The sequence below is a fragment of the Mediterranea massiliensis genome, from assembly GCF_900128475.1.
GTDB lineage: Bacteria > Bacteroidota > Bacteroidia > Bacteroidales > Bacteroidaceae > Bacteroides > Bacteroides massiliensis_E.
In genome coordinates, this window is sequence record NZ_LT635839.1 from 801362 (window position 1) to 820793 (window position 19432).

General features: G+C 49.8%; 9 protein-coding genes. All 9 read right to left on the reverse strand.

The window, feature by feature from the left end; genetic code table 11:
• Positions 1 to 2: 2 nt before the first annotated feature.
• Positions 3 to 3074 (reverse strand): golvesin C-terminal-like domain-containing protein, encoded by a 3072-nt coding sequence (locus BQ7483_RS16790; RefSeq protein ID WP_072546673.1) that lies wholly within the window; start codon positions 3072 to 3074, stop codon positions 3 to 5.
• Between the two features lie 14 nt (positions 3075 to 3088).
• Entirely contained in the window at positions 3089 to 4561 is a 1473-nt protein-coding gene (locus BQ7483_RS16795; protein WP_072546674.1) for a sodium:solute symporter, read from the reverse strand.
• A gap of 107 nt (positions 4562 to 4668) precedes the next feature.
• Positions 4669 to 5841, reverse strand: a complete 1173-nt coding sequence (locus BQ7483_RS16800) for an exo-beta-N-acetylmuramidase NamZ family protein (protein ID WP_022020136.1) — start codon at positions 5839 to 5841, stop codon at positions 4669 to 4671.
• 191 nt (positions 5842 to 6032) lie between these two features.
• A complete protein-coding gene (locus tag BQ7483_RS16805; protein ID WP_072546675.1) occupies positions 6033 to 7931 on the reverse strand; it encodes a RagB/SusD family nutrient uptake outer membrane protein in 1899 nt (632 codons plus the stop codon).
• Between the two features lie 19 nt (positions 7932 to 7950).
• Positions 7951 to 11157 (reverse strand): SusC/RagA family TonB-linked outer membrane protein, encoded by a 3207-nt coding sequence (locus BQ7483_RS16810; RefSeq protein ID WP_235847392.1) that lies wholly within the window; start codon positions 11155 to 11157, stop codon positions 7951 to 7953.
• Between the two features lie 548 nt (positions 11158 to 11705).
• Positions 11706 to 13427, reverse strand: coding sequence for a RagB/SusD family nutrient uptake outer membrane protein (locus BQ7483_RS16815; RefSeq protein WP_072546677.1), 1722 nt, complete (start codon positions 13425 to 13427; stop codon positions 11706 to 11708).
• Between the two features lie 18 nt (positions 13428 to 13445).
• Positions 13446 to 16787, reverse strand: coding sequence for a SusC/RagA family TonB-linked outer membrane protein (locus BQ7483_RS16820; protein WP_072546678.1), 3342 nt, complete (start codon positions 16785 to 16787; stop codon positions 13446 to 13448).
• Positions 16788 to 17206: 419 nt separating this feature from the next.
• On the reverse strand, positions 17207 to 18061 hold the full coding sequence (locus BQ7483_RS16825; protein ID WP_072546679.1) for a hypothetical protein: 855 nt from the start codon (positions 18059 to 18061) through the stop codon (positions 17207 to 17209).
• 135 nt (positions 18062 to 18196) lie between these two features.
• Positions 18197 to 19204 (reverse strand): aspartate-semialdehyde dehydrogenase, encoded by a 1008-nt coding sequence (locus tag BQ7483_RS16830; RefSeq protein ID WP_072546680.1) that lies wholly within the window; start codon positions 19202 to 19204, stop codon positions 18197 to 18199.
• Between the last annotated feature and the right edge of the window lie 228 nt (positions 19205 to 19432).

Here is a 19432-nt window from a genome sequence, read left to right on the forward strand (position 1 = left end):
TTTTAGTTGTTAGTTGAGTTAAAGAATTGCAGGATGTTATGCATCAGTTCGTTTCTCTCTTTTTCTGTACGGATGGTTTCGAACGGGAAGCCAAGTACGATGGTCTTGTAGGCTCCGCGGTAGGCGATACCTGCACTCAGATTGTTCTCAGCATAGCGCATGACGGTGTAGGCGCCTTGTGACGGTTCGATAGCGTCGGGCGATTCAACGGCGTACGACTCGGCGTTCAGTTCGTTGTGGTAAGTATAATTTCCTTCCAGACTTTCAAAAGGCGAAGGTACGCATTTGACGCGACCGTTACGGGCGGCCTGGCCTGTACGCCAGCGGTATTTCAATACATCGGTTGCAAATTTGCGGTCAGCTTCCTGAGAAGGAGCCAAACGGTTGTCCCACAGATCTGTGGCGACGTAGGCACCCGATACGAAGAGATTGCCGCCTTGATTACAATAGTCGGTCAGCGCACGTTGTAAAGCGGGGCTGAAGGTCTTGTATTCCAACGGTTTGATCCCGCGTCCCATTTTGGTCTGACATTCCTTTCCCAGAATGAGGTCGGTATATGCGTAGTCGGTCAGTGACACCTGATGATCTTCGACAGCTTCGTCGCTGCATGATACAAACGAATAGCCGGCCTTCAATATGGCTGCACCATGCAGGGCTGGATAGTCGAAGGTGTTGCCTGAGATGACCTGAGTCTCATAATCTCCGTAGCTGTCACCGAAGCCGGATGCATCATCGTCCATCCAGGGAATGGAGCGTCGGAATTCTTTCATGGAGCCGATGTAGCTGATATCCTTTATATAGGGTACGCCGTGGTCGAGGTTGTCCAAGAAGCCTGCCAGCAGCGTGTCGGCCGGAGCAGGTGCCACGAAGTCGGCGGGAGCACTGACGCGGTCGAAACCGTTGACTACAAGTACGCGTCCTTTGCTGTTGAAAGCGCGTCCTGCGGAAAGAATTTCGGACGGGAAGCTCTCACCGCCCTTGTTGACAGCCGTCACCTTGTAGCTGCATACCACGCCGGCAGGCAACGAAGCGCGGTAGTGATTGTCTTTTACCAGCACGCCGTTGTCGAAGTCACCGTTTCCGACGCGTGTATAGACGATGTATTGTTCGGGTTCTGCCGTAGGTTCAAGTGGATCGGATACGGGTTGCCAGGACAATTCGATTTCATCGTCTTCAATCATCTTTACCGACAGGTGGTCAACAGGGAGTGGCTGTACGATGTATTCTGTCCCGCTTACTGAGCTGAGGAACTGGAGCATGCCTTTGTATACGGCTCGGCTGACGGTGAAACGGAAGCGAGGATCGAGGCCGTAGCGCATGTCGGCGAAATTCTGATGCGAAAGCATTTCGAGCAGCATGGTGGGTACACGAGGTACGCGTGCTTCGAAGTAAGACTGATTCCACATACCGCGGCGGCTCCACTCGGGCTCGTACAGGGTGCGGATATCGCGTACGATGTTCGACTGAATGAGGTCGGTCAGGTTGCGGGCCAGGTAGCGGGAGGCTCCGTTGGTGTATTGTCCATTGTAGACGTTGGTATAGTAGATGCCCAGCGTGCCGATGATGGAGTCATTGAGCGTGGTGCCGGCATCAGAATGGAAGGCAAAGGCCAGGTCTATGGGGATGTTCAAACCTTTCTCGTCGGGATTGACAGAGGAACCTCCTGCCAGATAGTTCACCCAAATGCCGCGGCACTTGTAGTCGTCGGTATAGTCGTTCTTTCCTTGGCTTTCCGAATAGACGCTATCGGGGATGCCTGCCCATTGTAACCAATAGCGTGCGGCCTCGCAGAAGCGGGGATAAGTACTGACTTGAGGCTGACTGGTGCTATTGGACATGTCTGTTGCCAGTGGTGTAGCAGAGGAAAGGTTACGCTTGTCTGAGCTCTTCAGGTTTTCGGTTGTACCTTGAGAGGAACGGCTACGGGCAATGTTTCCCATGCCTCCGCCTATCTTGACGGCATCGGCGGTAACAATTCTTCCTGCTTTGTCGGAGCGGTTGCTCAAGGTAACCTTGCAGCTGTTGTTGCATCCCTTGTCGAAGCCGAAAGTTCCTAAATAAATCCATGTGCCTCCTCCCATCTTTTGGTTGACACTGAATTCGGTCTTTCCGCCACGGTGGTAAACGGTGTAGCGGGCGTCCTCCGTGCTGTTGGGCAGGGAGCGGTAGGATACGTAGACGGCATACTGGCCGCTTTCAGGGATTTCGGGTATCCATTCGGCTGTACTTTCTTCTCCTTTACGGATGGTTTCGGCTTGTCGGTAGGTACCTTCCTGAAAGGGATTTTCAAAGTCTTTGTAGATGTAGCGCTGGTGGGCGAATCCCTCTCCCTGGCCGTTGCTCCATTGATGGTCGGCATCGCGTTCAGTGTAGAGCGACTTCCCATCCAGACAACCGTCATTGTCCACAATCACTTCGTGGGTTTGCGTGTCGCGTTCGCGGGGCAGCAGTACGTTGGCACCTGCATTCTCGAGCATGGGCACGAGAAAGGGCAGGACATAACTTTGTGTGTAGAGGTCTTCTACCGTCTGGAAGATGCGTGCGCGCTGCCATTCCCAGCGGTCGAGCTTGGCCTCATAATAGAAGCCGTGGCTTTGCCACATGGCGATGTGCCGGTTGTTCAATCCTCGGGTAGGGGTATAGGGCGAAGATTTTTTGCTGACTAAGGGAATATTTTTTCCTGACTGGGGAAAAATTGCCTTCTTGTTCTTTTTGCTTCGGAGTGCCAGCGGAATCTGTTCTTCAATGCTCCGTCCGTTGGTTCGGATTTCAAGCTGGTAGGAGGCCCATTCAGCAGGGAGCATCGATTTTACGGTCCGATAGATTTCGTCCACATTGTCTTCGCGGAAGGGAATGTAGGAGCAGTTGATGTTGGCAAACAGCTGGAGTGTCTTGCCTTTTGTCGCCACTGAATCAATCTTGATCCGTCCGATGGATACTTCCCTTCGGGCAACGTTGTCCAAATAGCTGCCGATTTCTTGACGGAGGTCCGTCGGAAGGTCTTGCGCGATTCCTGCAAGTGGAAATAAGGATGCGGCAAGCAAAGTTGACCGAAAGTAATGTTTTGCGTACATATTATGTTCTTCTATTAACTGTTTAAGTTCTTTTTTGTATCTTTTCGTATCAGCAGGGTCAGCCCGAGTGCCGTTATCAGAGCATTGATGATGAGAAGTTCGAAGCTGATCTGATAGCCGCCGAACCAAGCTTCGCTGTTGCTTTTCAGTACGTAGCAGAGGATGGGGGAGACTATGGCTACCAGTGGTACCCAGCGGTCGCGTACAGGCTTGCGGCAGGCCATGCCGAAGATGAACATGCCGAGGATGGGACCGTAGGTATAGGCGGCCAGGCTGTAGACGGCGTTGATGGCACTGTCGTCGTTCAGCTCGTAGAAGATGATGATGACGATGGCCATCAGCAGCGACATGATGAAATGAATCAGTTTGCGCGTCAGCGACAGGTTCTTTTCATCCTGCTTTTCGTTGGCTTTCAGTATGTCGATGGTAAACGAAGTGGTCAGAGCGGTCAAGGCTGACCCGGCTGCCGAGTAGGCAGCCGCAATCAGTCCTATTATGAAGATAATACCTATGAAAATGGGGAAGTTTTCGCTCCACGCCACTTCTCCGAACAGGGCGTCGCCTGTCGTTTCCTGCCCAGGCATGTAGGCATCCGCATACATGTAGAGCAGGGTACCGAGCACTAAAAACAGGCCGATGACAAATATCTGTATGAATGAACTCAATATCATGTTTTTCTGCGACTCCTTGAAGTTTTTGCAGCTCAGGGTACGTTGCATCAGGTCCTGGTCGAGGCCTGTAGTGGCTATCACCATGAACACGCCGGCGATGAACTGCTTCCAGAAGTAGCGCCCGTCGTTGGGGTCGTCAAAGAAGAACGTCCGGCTGGTGGGATGGTTGCCAATGGCCGCCGGCAGGTCGCCGATGCCCAGGTTGAGGCTGCCTGCAATGAAGACGATGCAGCACACTACCGACAGCACAAGGCAGATGGTTTTCAGCGAATCGGTCCATATAAGCGACTTGACGCCTCCTTGGAAAGAGTAGAGCCAGATGAGGGCGACCGTGATGACTACGTTCAATGAGAAAGGTACGTTCAGCGGGGTGAAGACCAACGATTGCAACACGACGCACACCACAAAGAAGCGTACCGATGCCCCCAGCATCTTGGATACGAAGAAGAACCAGGCACCCGTGCGGTAGGAGGCAAGGCCGAAGCGGTTCTCCAGATAGCCGTAGATGCTCATCAGGTTCATCCGATAGAAGAGCGGTATCAGTACGAAAGCCACGAAGATGGAGCCGACGAAGAAGCCCAAAACCATCTGCATGTAGGAATATCCCCCGTGCAGCACGGCGCCAGGGACGGAGATGAAGGTGACGCCCGAGATGGTGGCGCCGATCATGGCCAGTGTCACCATGTACCAGGATGACTTTCGGTTGCCGGTGAAGAAGCCTGCATTGTCGGCCTTGCGGCCCGTTATCCATGAGATGATGAACAGCAGGGCAAAGTAGCATGCGATGGTTGTGAGTATGATCCAAACGGTAGTCATTTCTATCAGTCTTTATATTCTTTTTGGCAAAGCATTGCTTTCGTCCTCGGAAAGCAGTGCTTTAGTCTTGGGAAAACATTGCTTTAATATTCGTATCTCTCTGAGGCTTATTCTGCATAGAGCAGATAAGGCTTGCGCTGTTCCTTGAACTTCTTCACGTCGTCCTGCCAGCAGGCCTTGATTTCGTCGGCATCCTTGCCGTCTTCAATCATCCGACGTACGTAATCTACGCCAATGAGCTTTTCGAAGAAGGAGGTGAAGAACTTGTCGCCGATATTCAGGTTGCGGTAGGCATCGATGACGTAGCTCAGGTCGAGCCCCCGCTTCCAGATTTCTTCGTCGCTCATGCCGCTCAGGTCGACGCCGTGGCACAACTTGTTCAGCTGGGGCGGGTTCTTGGCACCAGGCACGCTTCTTGGCGTGAAGCTGAAGCTGTAGCCTTTCATGTCGGGGTGTCCGTACACCTGGAAGGGCTTGTCTGTCCCTCTGCCCAGGCTGACTGGTGTCGCTTCGAAGTAGCAGGTCGAGGGGTAGAGGTAGACCGACGTCATGTTGGGCAGGTTGGGCGACGGCGGGATGGGGAGCCGGTACTTCGTCTGATGGGTGTAGTTCTTGCAGGGGATGACGGTCACGTCGCAGGTGCGCGATTCGGGCAGCCAGTGCTCGCCGTTGACCATCAGGGCCAGTTCGCCCAGCGTCATGCCATGGACAACGGGGATGGGCAGCCAACCCACGCCCGACTTGTGTTTCATGTCCAGCAGCGGGCCGTCCACATAGTGCCCGTTGGGGTTGGGGCGGTCGAGTATCAGCATCTTCTTTCCGTACTCGGCACAGGCGTCCATAAGTCGGCACATGGAAGCGTAGTAGGTGTAATAGCGGAGCCCTACGTCCTGAATGTCGACAATGAGCAGGTCGAACTTGTTCATGGATGCTTCGCTTGGCTTACCCAGCTTGCCGTCGTAAAGCGACAGGATGGGTACTCCCGTCTTTGAGTCTACAGAGCTTGATACATGTTCGCCGGCATCGGCGTCGCCTCGGAAACCATGTTCGGGCGAGAAGATGGCTACAACGTTGAATTGGTTCTCCAGCAGAACGTCCAGCAGGTGTTTGTTGCCTATCATGCCAGTGTGGTTGGAGAAGATGGCTATCCGCTTTCCTTCCAGCAATGGGAAGTATTCGGAAGTCTGTTCGTCGCCAGTGATGACTCTTTCATCTGTTTGTGCAAAGGCCTGCAGGGAGAGGGTACACAGGAGAAGGATGGATATAATAAGTTTTTTCATATGTACATGCTAAATAGATATGGGCAAAGATACGATATTTTTAGAAAGGCTTGTTCTTAATTTTTCCTATTCTTTCGGTTCATGGTATGATTCATTTCAAGGTAGTACCTGCTTGGAAAACTTCAGGCCAGCCCTCCCTGTTCATGGAAGGAAGGGCTGGGAACTGAAGTCTCTTTTGTACAATCAAAAAATTACCATCCTGGGTTTTGGGTCAGTGTATAGCCTTTGTCCTTGTAAACTGTTATCTGGTCGGCCGGAATGGCGCGCAGATAGTAGCGTTCGGAGTTCAGGTCACCTTTATTGAAGATGCGCAGGTCGTCGCCTTGCAGGTAGTTGATGTAACCTTTGTCCGTATCCTTGTTGGTCGGATCGGCAGGGTCGAACAGGAAGAGTACGCGGTCGCCACGATCGTTTTTCGACTTCATGCCTGCGTAATCGGCTACGTTGACATAGGCGCCCAAGAAGGTCTTGGTGGGAGTGCCGTCTGCATTTTCCGAATTCAGATATTCGAATTTTGCCCAGCGGCGGAGGTCTTCACCACGACGTCCTTCCATAATCAGCTCGATGCGACGTTCGCGGCGGATTTCCCACAGAACGGGATCCACTTCGGGGTCGCGGGCAGGGTCGTTGATGGCTACGCCATTGACGATGATGTTGCCATTGCCCAGCTGTACCTGAGGCATGGTTTCGGCTTCCGTACTTCCCCATTTTGTAAGCTGGCGCTGGCGGAGCTGGTTGATGGATTTGTCCAAGTCTTCCTGTGTAAAGGCGTCTCCTCCTACACGGGCTATCTCATAGCGTGCTTCTACATAGTTCAGCAAAACTTCTGCATAGCGGATGCAGGGAGCGTCTGCCGGGCTCAGGATACCTGTAACGAAGGAAGAATTGGTAGCAAACCATTCGTCGTTCAGGAATTTCTTGGTGGCATATCCTGTCGGTGAAGTTCCTGCGGTATAGTTGGTGCCCAGGGCACTCATGACGCGCAAGCTGTCGGCCACGGTCTGGTAAAGGCGCGGGTCACGGTTCTTGAACGAGTTCCAAATGCTTGGATCATCCTTGCCTTCGTAGAGTGGTGATTGGCCGATGGGCAGTCCGTCTGTGCAGAGGTAAGACTCGATGACATTTTGGGTGACGCCACCTTGTGTCTGGTCTTCAGGGCCGTTGTAGGACATCAGGGCGTTGCATTGCAAGCCTGTCGTATATTCACGATACCAGATTATTTCAGGATTGTTGGCCAAATCGTCTGTAGTGAACAGAGCATTGTAAGTATTGCCTATCCTGAATTTGCCTGAAGTCATGACGGCATTGGCTCCGTTGATGGCTCCCTGCAGCAGGGCTTTGATGTCGCTATCGGCTACGGTTTCCGAAGTCGGTCCGACAGTTGTGCCGTGGTACTTGAGCCATGTGGCGTGGTAGAGTAGTTCACGCGACATGTAGGCTCCTACTACGTAGCGGTTCACCTGGAGCTTGGTGTCGTCGTTGCGTACATTGTCCAACGCATATTGGAAGTCTTCCAGCACTTTTTGGGCAACGTACAGATAGGGGTCACGGTCCTTGTAAAGAGTTTCATCAGCAGGGTCAATCACTTTGTCAATGTAAGGCACGCCGCCATAAGACTTGAGCAAGGCGCTGTAGGCCAGGGCACGGAAGTATTTGGCAACGCCTGTCCAATGATTCTTGGCTTCTTCGGAGATGTTCATGCCAGGAATCTTTTCAATCATCACATTGGCTTTGTAGATGATGCTGTAGTTGTTCGACCAGATGGACGTCTTGCTGTTCCAGTCGGTAGTGGCCGAGGTCGGGAAATAAATATAGCCGGCACTATACGTATTGGCATTGTTCAGGTTGATGAAGTCGTCTGTATAGTCGTCGCCCGAGAAATAGCCTCCGAATACAGTGTAGTCCGTGCCATATCCTTTGAAGTAGGACGAATAGAAGTCTTGTGCATAGGTGCGCAAGGACGTTTCGGTTTGCCAATAGGTATCATTGGTTTGCTTGTCCAACGGCTCCTTGTCAAGGAAGTTTTCGCAGCTGCTTAAGGATGCGAGCGCCAGCATGCAAGCAGAATATAATAGATGTTTCTTTTTCATGATTTAAAGTAATGTTAGGTTATAAACTGAGCTGAATACCGAAAGATACGGTCTTCTGATAAGGATAGCTACGTCCGAAGTTACGTGCATCGCTGCTGGAACCTACGGTGCGGATACCGATTTCGGGGTCGATGGCCGGTTTGAGGCCGTCTACCGTGAAGAGGTTCTCACCCGTGAAATAGATACGCAGGTTTTGTACCTTGAACTTGCTCAACCAAGTCTTGGGAAGCGTATATCCTACAGTAAGAGTCTTGAGACGCATATAAGCCATGTTCAGCAGGTAGCGGTCGTTTACGTTGTAGTTACCCGTCTGTGCCTGGTTGTAAACCATTGGTCTTGGATAGTAGGCATCCTGATTTTCAGGTGTCCAATAGTCTTCGGCGCCTACATAGTAAGGCTCGCCTGTCGTGAAGCCTGGCAATACTTGGTTACCGGCAGCCCACAGGTTACGCTTGCCTACACCTTGGAAGAACATGCTGACATCAAATCCTTTCCATGCAGCGTCCAGATTCAAACCGAACTGGAGGCGAGGCAGTGCATTGCCAATGATGGACATATCGCCAGGAGCTGTAGTTTGCGTACCCTTTTCAATCTTTCCGTTATCGTCCAAATCTTTGTAGAGCACATCACCAGGGGCAAATTGGTAATTGCCGGGGAATACTTGGGTCTGGTCGGGAATGTCTGCTTTCAAGCTGCCGTCGGCGTTGAAGTCGTTTTCAGTCAGGAAGCGGTCGAACTGCAAGCCCCAGATGTCACCCAGTACCATACCTTCTTTGTAAGCGCTGGTGCTCCACCAACCGGTAGCACCATAGGAAGGAAGTTGGGTATTGTTGGTCCACTTGGTTACTTCTGTACGGTCATCGGACAGAGAAGCCGTTACACCAAAATGGAATCCGTTCTTGAACGTATGACGATAGTCTACGGCCAGTTCCCAACCTTTCGTTTGGATTTCACCCATATTTTGATACGGAGCTGTGGCGCCAAGTGTCCAAGGCAGGTTGGCTGTTGTCAAGATGTCGCTTGTTTTGCGATTGTACCAGTCGAATGTTACTCCCAGTGCGTCATCAAAGAAGCGGGCATCGATACCTAAATCCAGAGTAGAAACTTTTTCCCAAGAAAGGGTCGATGAAACCAAAGTAGGCATTTGGGTAGACTGAACTTTCTGTCCGTCGATGATCCAGCTGTCTTGTGCAGTAGTCAGGGTAGATACAAAGCGGTCAGTACCTACATCCTGGTTACCAATCATACCCCAAGATCCACGCAGTTTCAATGTGCTGAGGTAAGGTTTCAGCGGAGCCATAAAGGCTTCTTCCGAGATACGGTAACCTGCCGAGAATGAGGGGAAGAATGCAAAGCGGTCTCCTGACGGGAAACGTGAAGAACCGTCGTAACGTCCGTTCACCTCAATCATGTAACGATCTTTGTAGGCGTAGTTGATTCGGCCAAAGAAACCTGCAACCGACCACCATGTATGCGAACTGCTGGTTGTCTGATCGCCCGTTGCCATGTTCAGTTCAGGCTTTTCCGGATCCAGCAGGCCTTTGCGTTGTGCCCAATAGTATTCGTATTCACTCTTTTCAAGGTTCGAACCGCCCATTACCTTGAAGTCGTGGTCGCCCCAACGCTTGGAGTATGTGGCTACGATGTTGGTTGTCAAGTTCTCGGTACGTCCATTCTCTTGATATACATAATCATAGCTGCTGGAAATGTAGTTCTTGTAGGCACCTCTCAGGTCGTCTACGGTTGGTCTGGCCGTAAAAATATCGTATCCGGCTGTCTTGCTGGGGGTACCATATTTCTTGTATCGGTCGTTGATTGTGCTGTATACAAAGTCAACGTCAATACTCAAATCTTTGATAGGCTTAATGGTTACACCGCCGGTCAGACGTACATATTCGCGTTCCTTATTGGTCATAGGGGCAGTGCTTTGTTCTGTCAAGGCGTTGCGGAATGGCTTGCCTTCAAATGTGCCATAAGGCATCATCGGTTGCCAGCGGTACAGGTAGTACAGTTGGTCATACAAGTCTGAATTGTAATTGAACGGTTTGTCATAGTCTGAGCGGGTGAACATGACACCTGTACGGATAGACACGTATTTGCTTAAATCGGAATTTAAAGAAATGTTGGCGTTGTATCTCTTGTAGGAATCCGAGTTGATTTCCATCATACCGTCCTGACCCAGATAACCCAATGCAATGTTGTAGTTGGTCTTGCCGTTTCCTCCATTGATTGAGATGTTGTGGGTCTGTTGGGGTGACCAGTTTTTGATGTACATGTCATACCAGTCCCATGTACGATAAAAGAACATGCCTCCATCACGGAATTCGAAATCACGTCCCAATTCCATATCAGGGCCGAATTGATCTCCGTAGCCATAGGCATCCCAATATTCTTTCATTTTTTGTACGGCCGTTGCGTCGACACGAATGTTGCCTACTACGTTGTAGAATGCTGTTGCATCTTTGGATTCATTCATGACTCCTTGCAGGTTGATGTCTGCCTGTTGCCAGCCAGGGAGTTGCTCCGGCGTTTTGGTCGGAGTACGCCATGCAAAGTTGTTGGTATATTTGATGGAAAGGCGTTCGTGTTTGGTTTTGGACTTGGTGGTAATCAACAATACGCCGAATGCACCACGTGCACCATAAATAGAGGCTGAAGCCGCATCTTTCAATACAGAGATGCTTTCGATATCATCGGGGTTGACCATGGATATATCGGTTACCTCTACGTTATCGACCAAAATCAGCGGATTGGCGTCGCCGTTCGGTGAACCTATACTTCCACGAATCTTGATTGTCGGTGCGCCACCTATTTCACCGGAGTTAGTCGTAACGGTCAAGCCTGGTACACTTCCTTGAAGGGCACGTCCGATATCGGTGATGGGTCGGCTGTCGATGGTTTTGTTTACATCCACCGATGCGACGGCACCGGTCAGGTTTACTTTCTTTTGTGAACCATAACCAACGACTACCACTTCGTCCAGCAACTCTGTGTCATCTTTTAATGTGACACGTAAATTTGGAGCAGCTTTGACTTCTTGTGTCGTATAGCCCACGAATGATACTTGGATGATGGCGTTGGGTTTTACTTCCAGTTTGATTTTTCCATCCAGGTCTGTGATGCCGCCATTGGTTGTACCTTTTTCAATGACATTGGCTCCGATAATGGGATCGCCATTGGAATCTACGACGGTGACCATAACGGTTTGGGTTTGCATCTGTTCCATTGTTTCATTGGAACGTTCGGAAGCTGTCCGTGCAGCGGCGGTTGGAGCGCTTCCGCTTAGAAATAGTGCTGTAATGGCTACAGCTGCGAGGAGCTTTCTGTTGGAAAAACCTCGTTGTCTGCGGTCCTCTTTCATAAGTAATGATTTTGTTAAAATTAGGTTTGGTATATTAATTAAATAACTGGTTCTCTACATATCCATTTGAGTATTCCTTTTTTGAAGACCTATTTGTTGAGCCTTCAGCAATTTTGTACTCTGGAATAAGATATATGCTGACCCATTACTTTTCAAAGGTAGTTTTATTTTTATATTTATTGCTATAAACCATCTTATATTTTTGATTTATATTCTATATTTCACTATAATTCACGTTTTAAAATTCGCAATGATTATGAAACTATTGTATCTGAATATTAAAAAGTGTTTTCGTTTCGTGTGGTAGAATTTATATTGGATATTTCTGGTGGAAATGAAAATATATAAAAAGGAGGCTGCTCCCTATCATCAAGAACAGCCTCCGTAAATGCTCTATGAGTTATTTCAGTTTTTTACCACCCTTGGTTCTGACCTAAGTTGGGGTTAAGAGTAATCTGGCCACTGGGGACTGGGTAGAGATAGTGCTTTTTGTCAAAAGTACGTTTGTTTGTTCCATATCCGTCGATGTAGTTGCCGTCAAACTCTACTTCTTCGTTTGTCCTGTCGTTAATCAGGTTGGCTCCCAAACGGATATCAGGATTCCTTTCTGTATCCAGTTTGTCCAGTTGATGCCAGCGGATCAAATCCCAATAACGGAAGTCATTGTCGAGCATCAGTTCGCAACGGCGTTCGCGGCGGATTTCCCAAATCAGCGGGCTTACTCCCATGTCGTTGTCACCTGCATCTGCTACTTCTGTTGTGATTGGCGGCAGACCTGCACGGGCTTTCAACTTGTTGATAGTGTTGTTTAGGTCTTCATTGGTAATGGTTCCAAGTTCGGCTTTGGCTTCTGCATAGTTCAGGTAGATGACAGACAGCCAATAAAGCGGAGCTGCAGTATAGTTCTTTGAAGTTGTCTGACGATAGGAAGCTTCCAATTCCACATTGTCGAACTTGCAGATGCCATAACCGGAAGAGGATGTCATGGCAATACCGCCAACTACGCGTTGCCATGGATTACCCATATAGCATAGAACTGAGTCTACAATCTGTCCTAAACGCTGATCGCGTACTTCCAACAGCTTCTGGATATTCAAGTGTTTTGCTCCATCGACAGCTGATACTTCCATAACACCTGCGTCGGTATTGTCATACGAAGTGTTGGCTGCAGTTTTACCATCCAAGAACAAGAATGAATCGAATGCATCCTTTGAGATACCATCCATCTGGGTACTACTGCAAGTATAGGCAATGGTAGAGTGTGAGAAATAGTCCTTCTTGTACTCTTTGTAGAAGATGATTTCAGAATTTCCGGACAGCGTAACGGAATTGTAAATTGCCCGATAGCTGGCAATATCTGTTCCCAATGTGTAGTCGGGCATCACTTGTTCGCAGGCATCTACACAGGCTTGCAAGAATTTGTTGGCTCCTTCCAAGTCAGCAGCCTTTCCGTTTTCGTCTTGCGTACGGTATTTGCGGAAAGTGCCTTCCCACAAACAGATGTGTGCCTTCATGGCGTTGGCCATGTTGCGTGACCAAGTAGTTTTAGAATCTACATCTTCAATGTTTTCGCATGCAAAATTCAAGTCTTCCAGTACCTTGTCCATAACGTCGTCACGATCATCGCGGGCTGCAAAGAGAAGCGGATCGTTGATATCGGGTACATGGTCGAGCCATGTGCAATCGCCGTACTTGCGTACCAAGTCCCAGTATTGCCATGCACGCATCAGGCGGGCTACGCCAATCCAGTGATTTTTGGTAGTTTCATCCATATCGGTCGCCTGTTCGTTCAGAGAGGTTATCATGGCGTTGGCACGGCGTATCTCATCCCATGTGGAAGACCAGTTGCCGTCGGAGGCTGGAACATTGATGTATTTCCAGTTGTCGAATCCTGAGCCTACCTGGTCGTCGGTGAGTGATTTGAAGAAGAAGTCTCCCGTACCTCCTGAATTGCCATAACCGGTAAAGAGGTTATAGAATGTTGCGGCATAGCCTTCTACGCTGGACGGATTGTTCCAGAACAACGGGCTGTCCGTGAATTTGTCGAGCGGCTCTTTGTCGAGCATATCGGTACAGCTTGACCATGTAAGCGAGCCGAGCAAAAGTGCGCTATATAATAATGTTTTCTTTTTCATGATTCTTGTCTTTAGAGTTTAGAATGTTACTTGAAGTCCGAAAGAAATGGTTCGTGTGATAGGCGCTACACGTCCCCATACGCCGTTGCTGTTGCTACCTGTATCACTGGAGTCGATTTCAGGGTCTACAGGGGCATAGCTGTTGTTGATCAGCTCACAGAGGTTTTCGGCTGTGAAGTAGATTCGTGCTTTCTGCATGAAGCATTTCTTGGTCCATTCTTGAGGCAGGGTGTAACCTACAGTCAGGTTCTTGAAACGCAGGTAAGAACGGTCAATCAAGTATTTGCTTTGCGGATAGAAGTTGTTCTTGCCAGCTGCGATACCTGATACGGTTCCTGTGGCTCCGTTGCCCGGATAGAGACGGGGATAGAATGCATCGGTGTTTTCTTCTGTCCAATAATCCATCTGGTTGGCATAGATACCATCGGCACCACGAGAGAACGGCATTACAAATGCACCATAAGACCACTGATCCCATTTGCCGACACCTTGGAAGTACATGTCGAGGTCAATGCCTTTCCATGAACCGCCCAAGCGGAAGCCATACTGGAAGCGCGGAGTAGAATTACCGATGACTTTCAAGTCACCCATGTCGTCTTTAGTTCCGTTACCGCCGTCAATGACACCATCGCCGTTCAAGTCTTTGTACTTGATGTCGCCGGGGCCATAAGCGAATGTTCCACCACTGACCAGACCATCTTGATCGGCGATGCCTTGAGCATAACCGGTACGGTTGCCTTCAGCATCGTAGGTGAAATCGTCTTTTGTGAAATAACGGTCTGTTTCAAAGCCGTAGATGTCACCATATACCTTACCGGTGAAATAGTCGCTCAAGATACCGGTCGGATTGTTCCAGTTGGTGACAACGGTCTTGCAGTCAGACAAGTTACCGTTTGCATATACGGTGAAGTCACCAAACTGCTTGTTCCAGCTGACGTTCAATTCCCAACCACGGGTGCGGAGTGAACCGGCGTTAGTGTAAGGCTCAGTTGTTCCCAACATATCGGGCAGGGTGACGCCCGGAGCCAACATGTCCAAAGTCTTACGCTGGTACCAGTCGAACGATACATTCAGTTCGTTGTTCATGAAGCCCAAATCGAGACCCACATCGAAGGTGCGGATACGTTCCCAAGTCAGTGTGCTGGAAACCAAAGACGGAGTGTCGTACATGTTGACGAATGTGCCGTCACTTCCCAGCCAGTGTTGTCCGCTCAGAGCATTGATGGTTGATATGAACATGTCTTCACCAATGGCTTCGTTTCCGATTTCACCGAAAGAGGCACGGAGTTTACCGTTGCTGACAATGTTGCGCAGGTTCTCAAAATAGTTTTCCTGACTGAAGCGATAACCCAGTGATCCAGAGGGGAAGAATGCCCAACGATCGCTGGCGGGGAAAGAGGACGAACCGTCGAGACGTCCGTTCAGTTCCAGTAACCAGATTTCGTTCCAGTTGTAGTTAATACGGCCAAAATAACCGGCTGTAGCGGAATGGATATGACGTCCGGCTACAGTTTGGGTACCGTTGGCCAAATTGAATTCAGGCTGGTCCGGATTCAACAGACCTTCTCTCTTGGAACGGTGCCAAGTATACTCTTGTCCTTCTGCGTTACCGCCCAGCATGATATTGAAATTGTGCTTGTCGGCCAAGGTAAACTCATAGTTGGCGTAGAGGTTGAAAGCATAAGAGGTCGTTCTTTCACTCTGTTGCTGTAAATAGGTGCTGGACGTGATGGTCGTCGGTGCAGACATGTTGCCCCATGTGTCGTAGCCAGATACCGGCAGACCTACCATATCTTGGAACAGGTTCTTTACATTGTAGGTGTAGTCGGCATTTACGGTCAGTCCTTTGGCAAGTTTGGCTTTGGCAAAACCGGTCATACGTACATAGTTGGTGGAAGTTTCTGTGTCGCCTGCCTGCTTCAGATACATGATCGTGTTACGCAGGTCGGTACCGTTGATGGTACCCAGCGGTTCGAAGAAGCTACCCCAACGCCACATGTACTGGTAGGGGGTACGGCGGGTATTAGGCTCGGTATACGTACGGTCGGTAAAGCTGAAGCGTCCGCCGATTTGCAGCCAGTTGGTTACGTCGGAGGAGATGTTGGCATTGACGTTGTATCGTTTCAGCTTATCGGTATTGAAATTCAGCTGTCCTTCTTTCTTGTCATAGCCTACAGACAGGTAATAAGTGGTTTTGCCACTGGTGCCTTGTACGTTTACGTTATGGCTTTGAGAGGGAGCCCAGTTCTGGTACATGATGCCTACTACATCCCAGTCGGCATAGAACATGGCTTTACCCGTTGTCGGATCCAGGTAATAGTCACCTACGTTGTCCATGCTCTGATAGGGCTGCATCTCGCGATAGCCTGCTTTTTTATGTCCATGCTGTTCCTGCCAGGCTTCGGCGTACGGAAGCATTTCGTCCATATACATACCGAACAATTCGGGAGGAGTAGCATTGCGCTCGTTGACTTCAATCAAGGCTCTGAGCTGGGAGGGAACATCTGCATATTCGGGCAAGATGCTCGGAGTGCTCCATGCGAAGTTGTTGGAGTAGTTGATGGTGAATTTGTCTTTCTTCGTACCTTGTTTGGTGGTGATCAATACGACACCGAAGGCGGCACGCGAACCATAGATGGAGGTGGAAGCAGCATCCTTCAGTACAGATACGCTGGCAATGTCTTGCGGATTGATAAGCGAAAGGTCGTCCAAGGGCACTCCGTCGACGATAATCAAGGGATCACTTGTCTCGCTATTGCTCAGTGTACCGACGCCACGGATGGTCATGCTGGGCTGTTCGTTGATACCACCTTGGGTATTCAGAATGGTCAGGCCAGGAACTACACCCTGAAGGGCTTTGGTGACATCCATCTGTGGTTTGGCTTCCAAGGCCTTGTTGACGTCTACGGTCGATACGGCACCTGTTACATTAACCTTTTTCTGTGAACCGTAACCGACAACGACTACTTCGTCCAGCATTTCATTGTCTTCGGCCAATACGACTCTCATCATATTGGAGGTGGCTTTTACTTCTTGGGTTTTGTAGCCGATAAAGGAAATTTGGAGGATAGCTCCCTGGCGTACGTTGAGGGTGAACTTGCCGTCTACGTCGGTCAGACTTCCATTGGTTGTTCCTTTTTCGAGGACGTTAGCTCCGATGATGGGTTCTCCGTTTGAATCCACTACCAGACCATTGACGGTCAAGGCTTGCATCTGTTCCATCGTTTTGGGAGTCTCACTGGAAGTACTCGGAGCAGCGTTGGCTGGTCCGTTGCTTAGGAGCAGTGTGCCGCATAAGGCCACTGTCGTGAGAAGTTTACCTCTGGAGGTAAATTTCAATAGTTTGTGATCTTCAGTCATAAAAGAAAAGATTTTAAAATGGTTTGACAATGTAGTTGACGCTGATTGGAGAATGGCCTTTGCTTTATATAGGGAAGCGAAGGGTAGCAGTCGTGTAGGTATTCTGCGAGGCAGATTTCCTTTGCGTCTGAAAATCAATGAGGTGAAAATTTTGGGTTCATAGGCATCTCTTTTTCAATGTTGATATCTAAAAAGTTGTTTACAAAGCAAAAATGTTTCGTTCTGTTTTGGAAAGATTATTTTGCTTTCTTTATCACAAAGATATATTATTTTTGGGAAAAAGAATAAAAACTATACATTTTTAATGTTTAGGCATCGTTTTTTGTATTCTATAACATATTAGATTCGAAAAGGTTTTCTCTTGACTGGAGGGTCGGCAGGAGGTGATTGTTTGTGTTTGTCGGGTTTATGGGAAATATTTAGCCTTCTTCCACTTCAATATTCATGGCATGGTATTCAATCAGTCCGTTGATGGGGGTCTCCTCAATGACTTGCAGATTGATGTCGAATTCTTGGGCGACATAGCGCAGGAGGTCGGCATAGTGGTAGGCCAGCGAACCGACGAAACGCACGGGGTAACTATGGTAGTCGTACTGGCAGACGCAGCGGGTGAAGAAGTTGCGCAGGTTGCCGGTTATCAGGTCGTAGACGTAGTCGTTGTCCAGGTAGTCGGCCAGGAAATAGGAGAGGGTGCCGAGGAAGCGGTTGGGGAAAGGACGGTTGTAGACAGACTCCATCACTTCGTTGGCATTGATACGGAATTTCTCGTAAAAGTCGTTGGTCACGTCCTTGGGGGCAAGCCCTTTCAGTACGTCAGACAGAAACAGTTTCCCCATGACGGCGCCACTGCCTTCGTCTCCTAATATATAGCCGCCGGCCTTGACGTTCTTCACAATGATTTTGCCATCGTAGAAGCAGGAGTTGGAGCCGGTACCCAGGATGCAGGCGATGCCGGCATCGCATTGGAAGAGTCCGCGGGCGGCTGCCAGCAGGTCGCTTTCCACTTGGATGGGGGTCTTGAACTGGGCGACAAGCGATGCGCCTACGATGTTTTTCTTTTCGTGGGACGTGCAGCCGGCGCCATAGAAATAGACTTGTTCCAGCTTTTTCTTGAAAAATAGCTCAGGCAGCCCCAGCCGTACGCTTCGGCTGATTTCACGACGGGTCTGGAAGAACGGGTTGAGTCCTTCGGTAAAGGCTCTTTGTATCAGGGTATTGTCTTCTACCAAGGCCCATTCTGTGCGTGTAGAACCGCTTTCAGCTATTAGTTTCATGGTATGCTGTTTTTGTATTTCCGTACAAATATATAGATTTTTTTAGAAATTATCACAGATGGGGCAGATTTAACTTTTCCTGTTGTCTGTCCCATCTGTGGTGAGTGAGTATGAAGGGAAGAGCCTCTCCAGATGTCAGAGGGCGTTTCCCTTGATCAGATACTCGGCAATCTGTACGGCGTTCAGCGCAGCACCCTTCTTGATCTGGTCGCCTACAATCCAGAAGGTCAGTCCGCAATCGTTGGTCAGGTCCTTGCGGATGCGGCCTACGTAGACGGGGTCTTTGCCGGCCAGGAAGAGGGGCATGGGGTATTCCTTTTCGGCGGGGTTGTCCATCAGCACCAGTCCTTCGCCTTTGCTGAAGGCTTCGCGGGCTTCTTCTACCGATACGGGGCGTTCAGTTTCCACCCAGATGCTTTCGGAGTGGGAGCGCAGGGCGGGCACGCGGACGCAGGTGGCGCTCACTTTGACGTCGGAGTGCATGATTTTGCGCGTCTCGTTATACATCTTCATCTCTTCCTTCGTATAGCCGTTGTCGGTGAAGACGTCGATCTGCGGGATGAGGTTGAAGGCCAGCTGGTAGGCAAACTTCTCGACGGTGACAGGCTCGCCGGCCAGCACCTGGCGGTATTGGGTGTACAGCTCCTCCATGGCGGCGGCTCCGGCACCGCTGGCTGCCTGATAGGTGGCTACGTGAACGGTCTTGATGTGCGAAAGCTGTTCGATGGCTTTCAGGGCAACGACCATCTGGATGGTGGTGCAGTTGGGGTTGGCAATGATGCGGCGCGGACGGTCCTTGGCGTCGGCGGCATTGACTTCGGGTACGACCAGAGGTACGTCGGCATCCATGCGGAAGGCGCTGGAGTTGTCTATCATCACGGCTCCGTACTTGGTGATGGTCTCGGCGAATTCTTTCGATGTGCCTGCGCCTGCGGAAGTGAAAGCGATGTCCACACCTTTAAAGTCATCGTTGTGCTGCAAGAGTTTGACCTCGATCTGTTTGCCGCGGAAGGTATATTTGGTACCGGCGCTGCGTTTCGAACCGAACAAAACTAACTCGTCCAACGGGAAATTTCTTTCATCGAGCACGCGCAGGAATTCTTGTCCTACGGCTCCGCTTGCTCCAACAATTGCTACTTTCATTTCTTTATTGCTTTAGTGGTTTATTAAAATGTCAATTCAAGGCGCAAATTTACAACATTCTGTGATTATAACGATGGAAGTCGTTTTTATTTTTGATAAAAACATGCCTGGTTTGTAGGACGATTGGCGGCGGATGGCGGAAAGCATTGCTTTCGCCCTCGGAAAACGTTGCTTTTGTCCTTGTAAAGCAGTGCTTTCTGCCAGAGAAAAGCGGGCGTTTTGTTGAAA

Bases quoted from the DNA above. Each gene is read 5' to 3' on its own strand.
- BQ7483_RS16815 (WP_072546677.1), bottom strand. From the start codon at position 13,427: ATGAAAAAGAAAACATTATTATATAGCGCACTTTTGCTCGGCTCGCTT.
- BQ7483_RS16805 (WP_072546675.1), bottom strand. From the start codon at position 7,931: ATGAAAAAGAAACATCTATTATATTCTGCTTGCATGCTGGCGCTCGCA.
- BQ7483_RS16800 (WP_022020136.1), bottom strand. From the start codon at position 5,841: ATGAAAAAACTTATTATATCCATCCTTCTCCTGTGTACCCTCTCCCTG.
- BQ7483_RS16820 (WP_072546678.1), bottom strand. From the start codon at position 16,787: ATGACTGAAGATCACAAACTATTGAAATTTACCTCCAGAGGTAAACTT.
- BQ7483_RS16790 (WP_072546673.1), bottom strand. From the start codon at position 3,074: ATGTACGCAAAACATTACTTTCGGTCAACTTTGCTTGCCGCATCCTTA.
- BQ7483_RS16825 (WP_072546679.1), bottom strand. From the start codon at position 18,061: ATGAAACTAATAGCTGAAAGCGGTTCTACACGCACAGAATGGGCCTTG.
- BQ7483_RS16830 (WP_072546680.1), bottom strand. From the start codon at position 19,204: ATGAAAGTAGCAATTGTTGGAGCAAGCGGAGCCGTAGGACAAGAATTC.
- BQ7483_RS16795 (WP_072546674.1), bottom strand. From the start codon at position 4,561: ATGACTACCGTTTGGATCATACTCACAACCATCGCATGCTACTTTGCC.
- BQ7483_RS16810 (WP_235847392.1), bottom strand. From the start codon at position 11,157: ATGGAACAGATGCAAACCCAAACCGTTATGGTCACCGTCGTAGATTCC.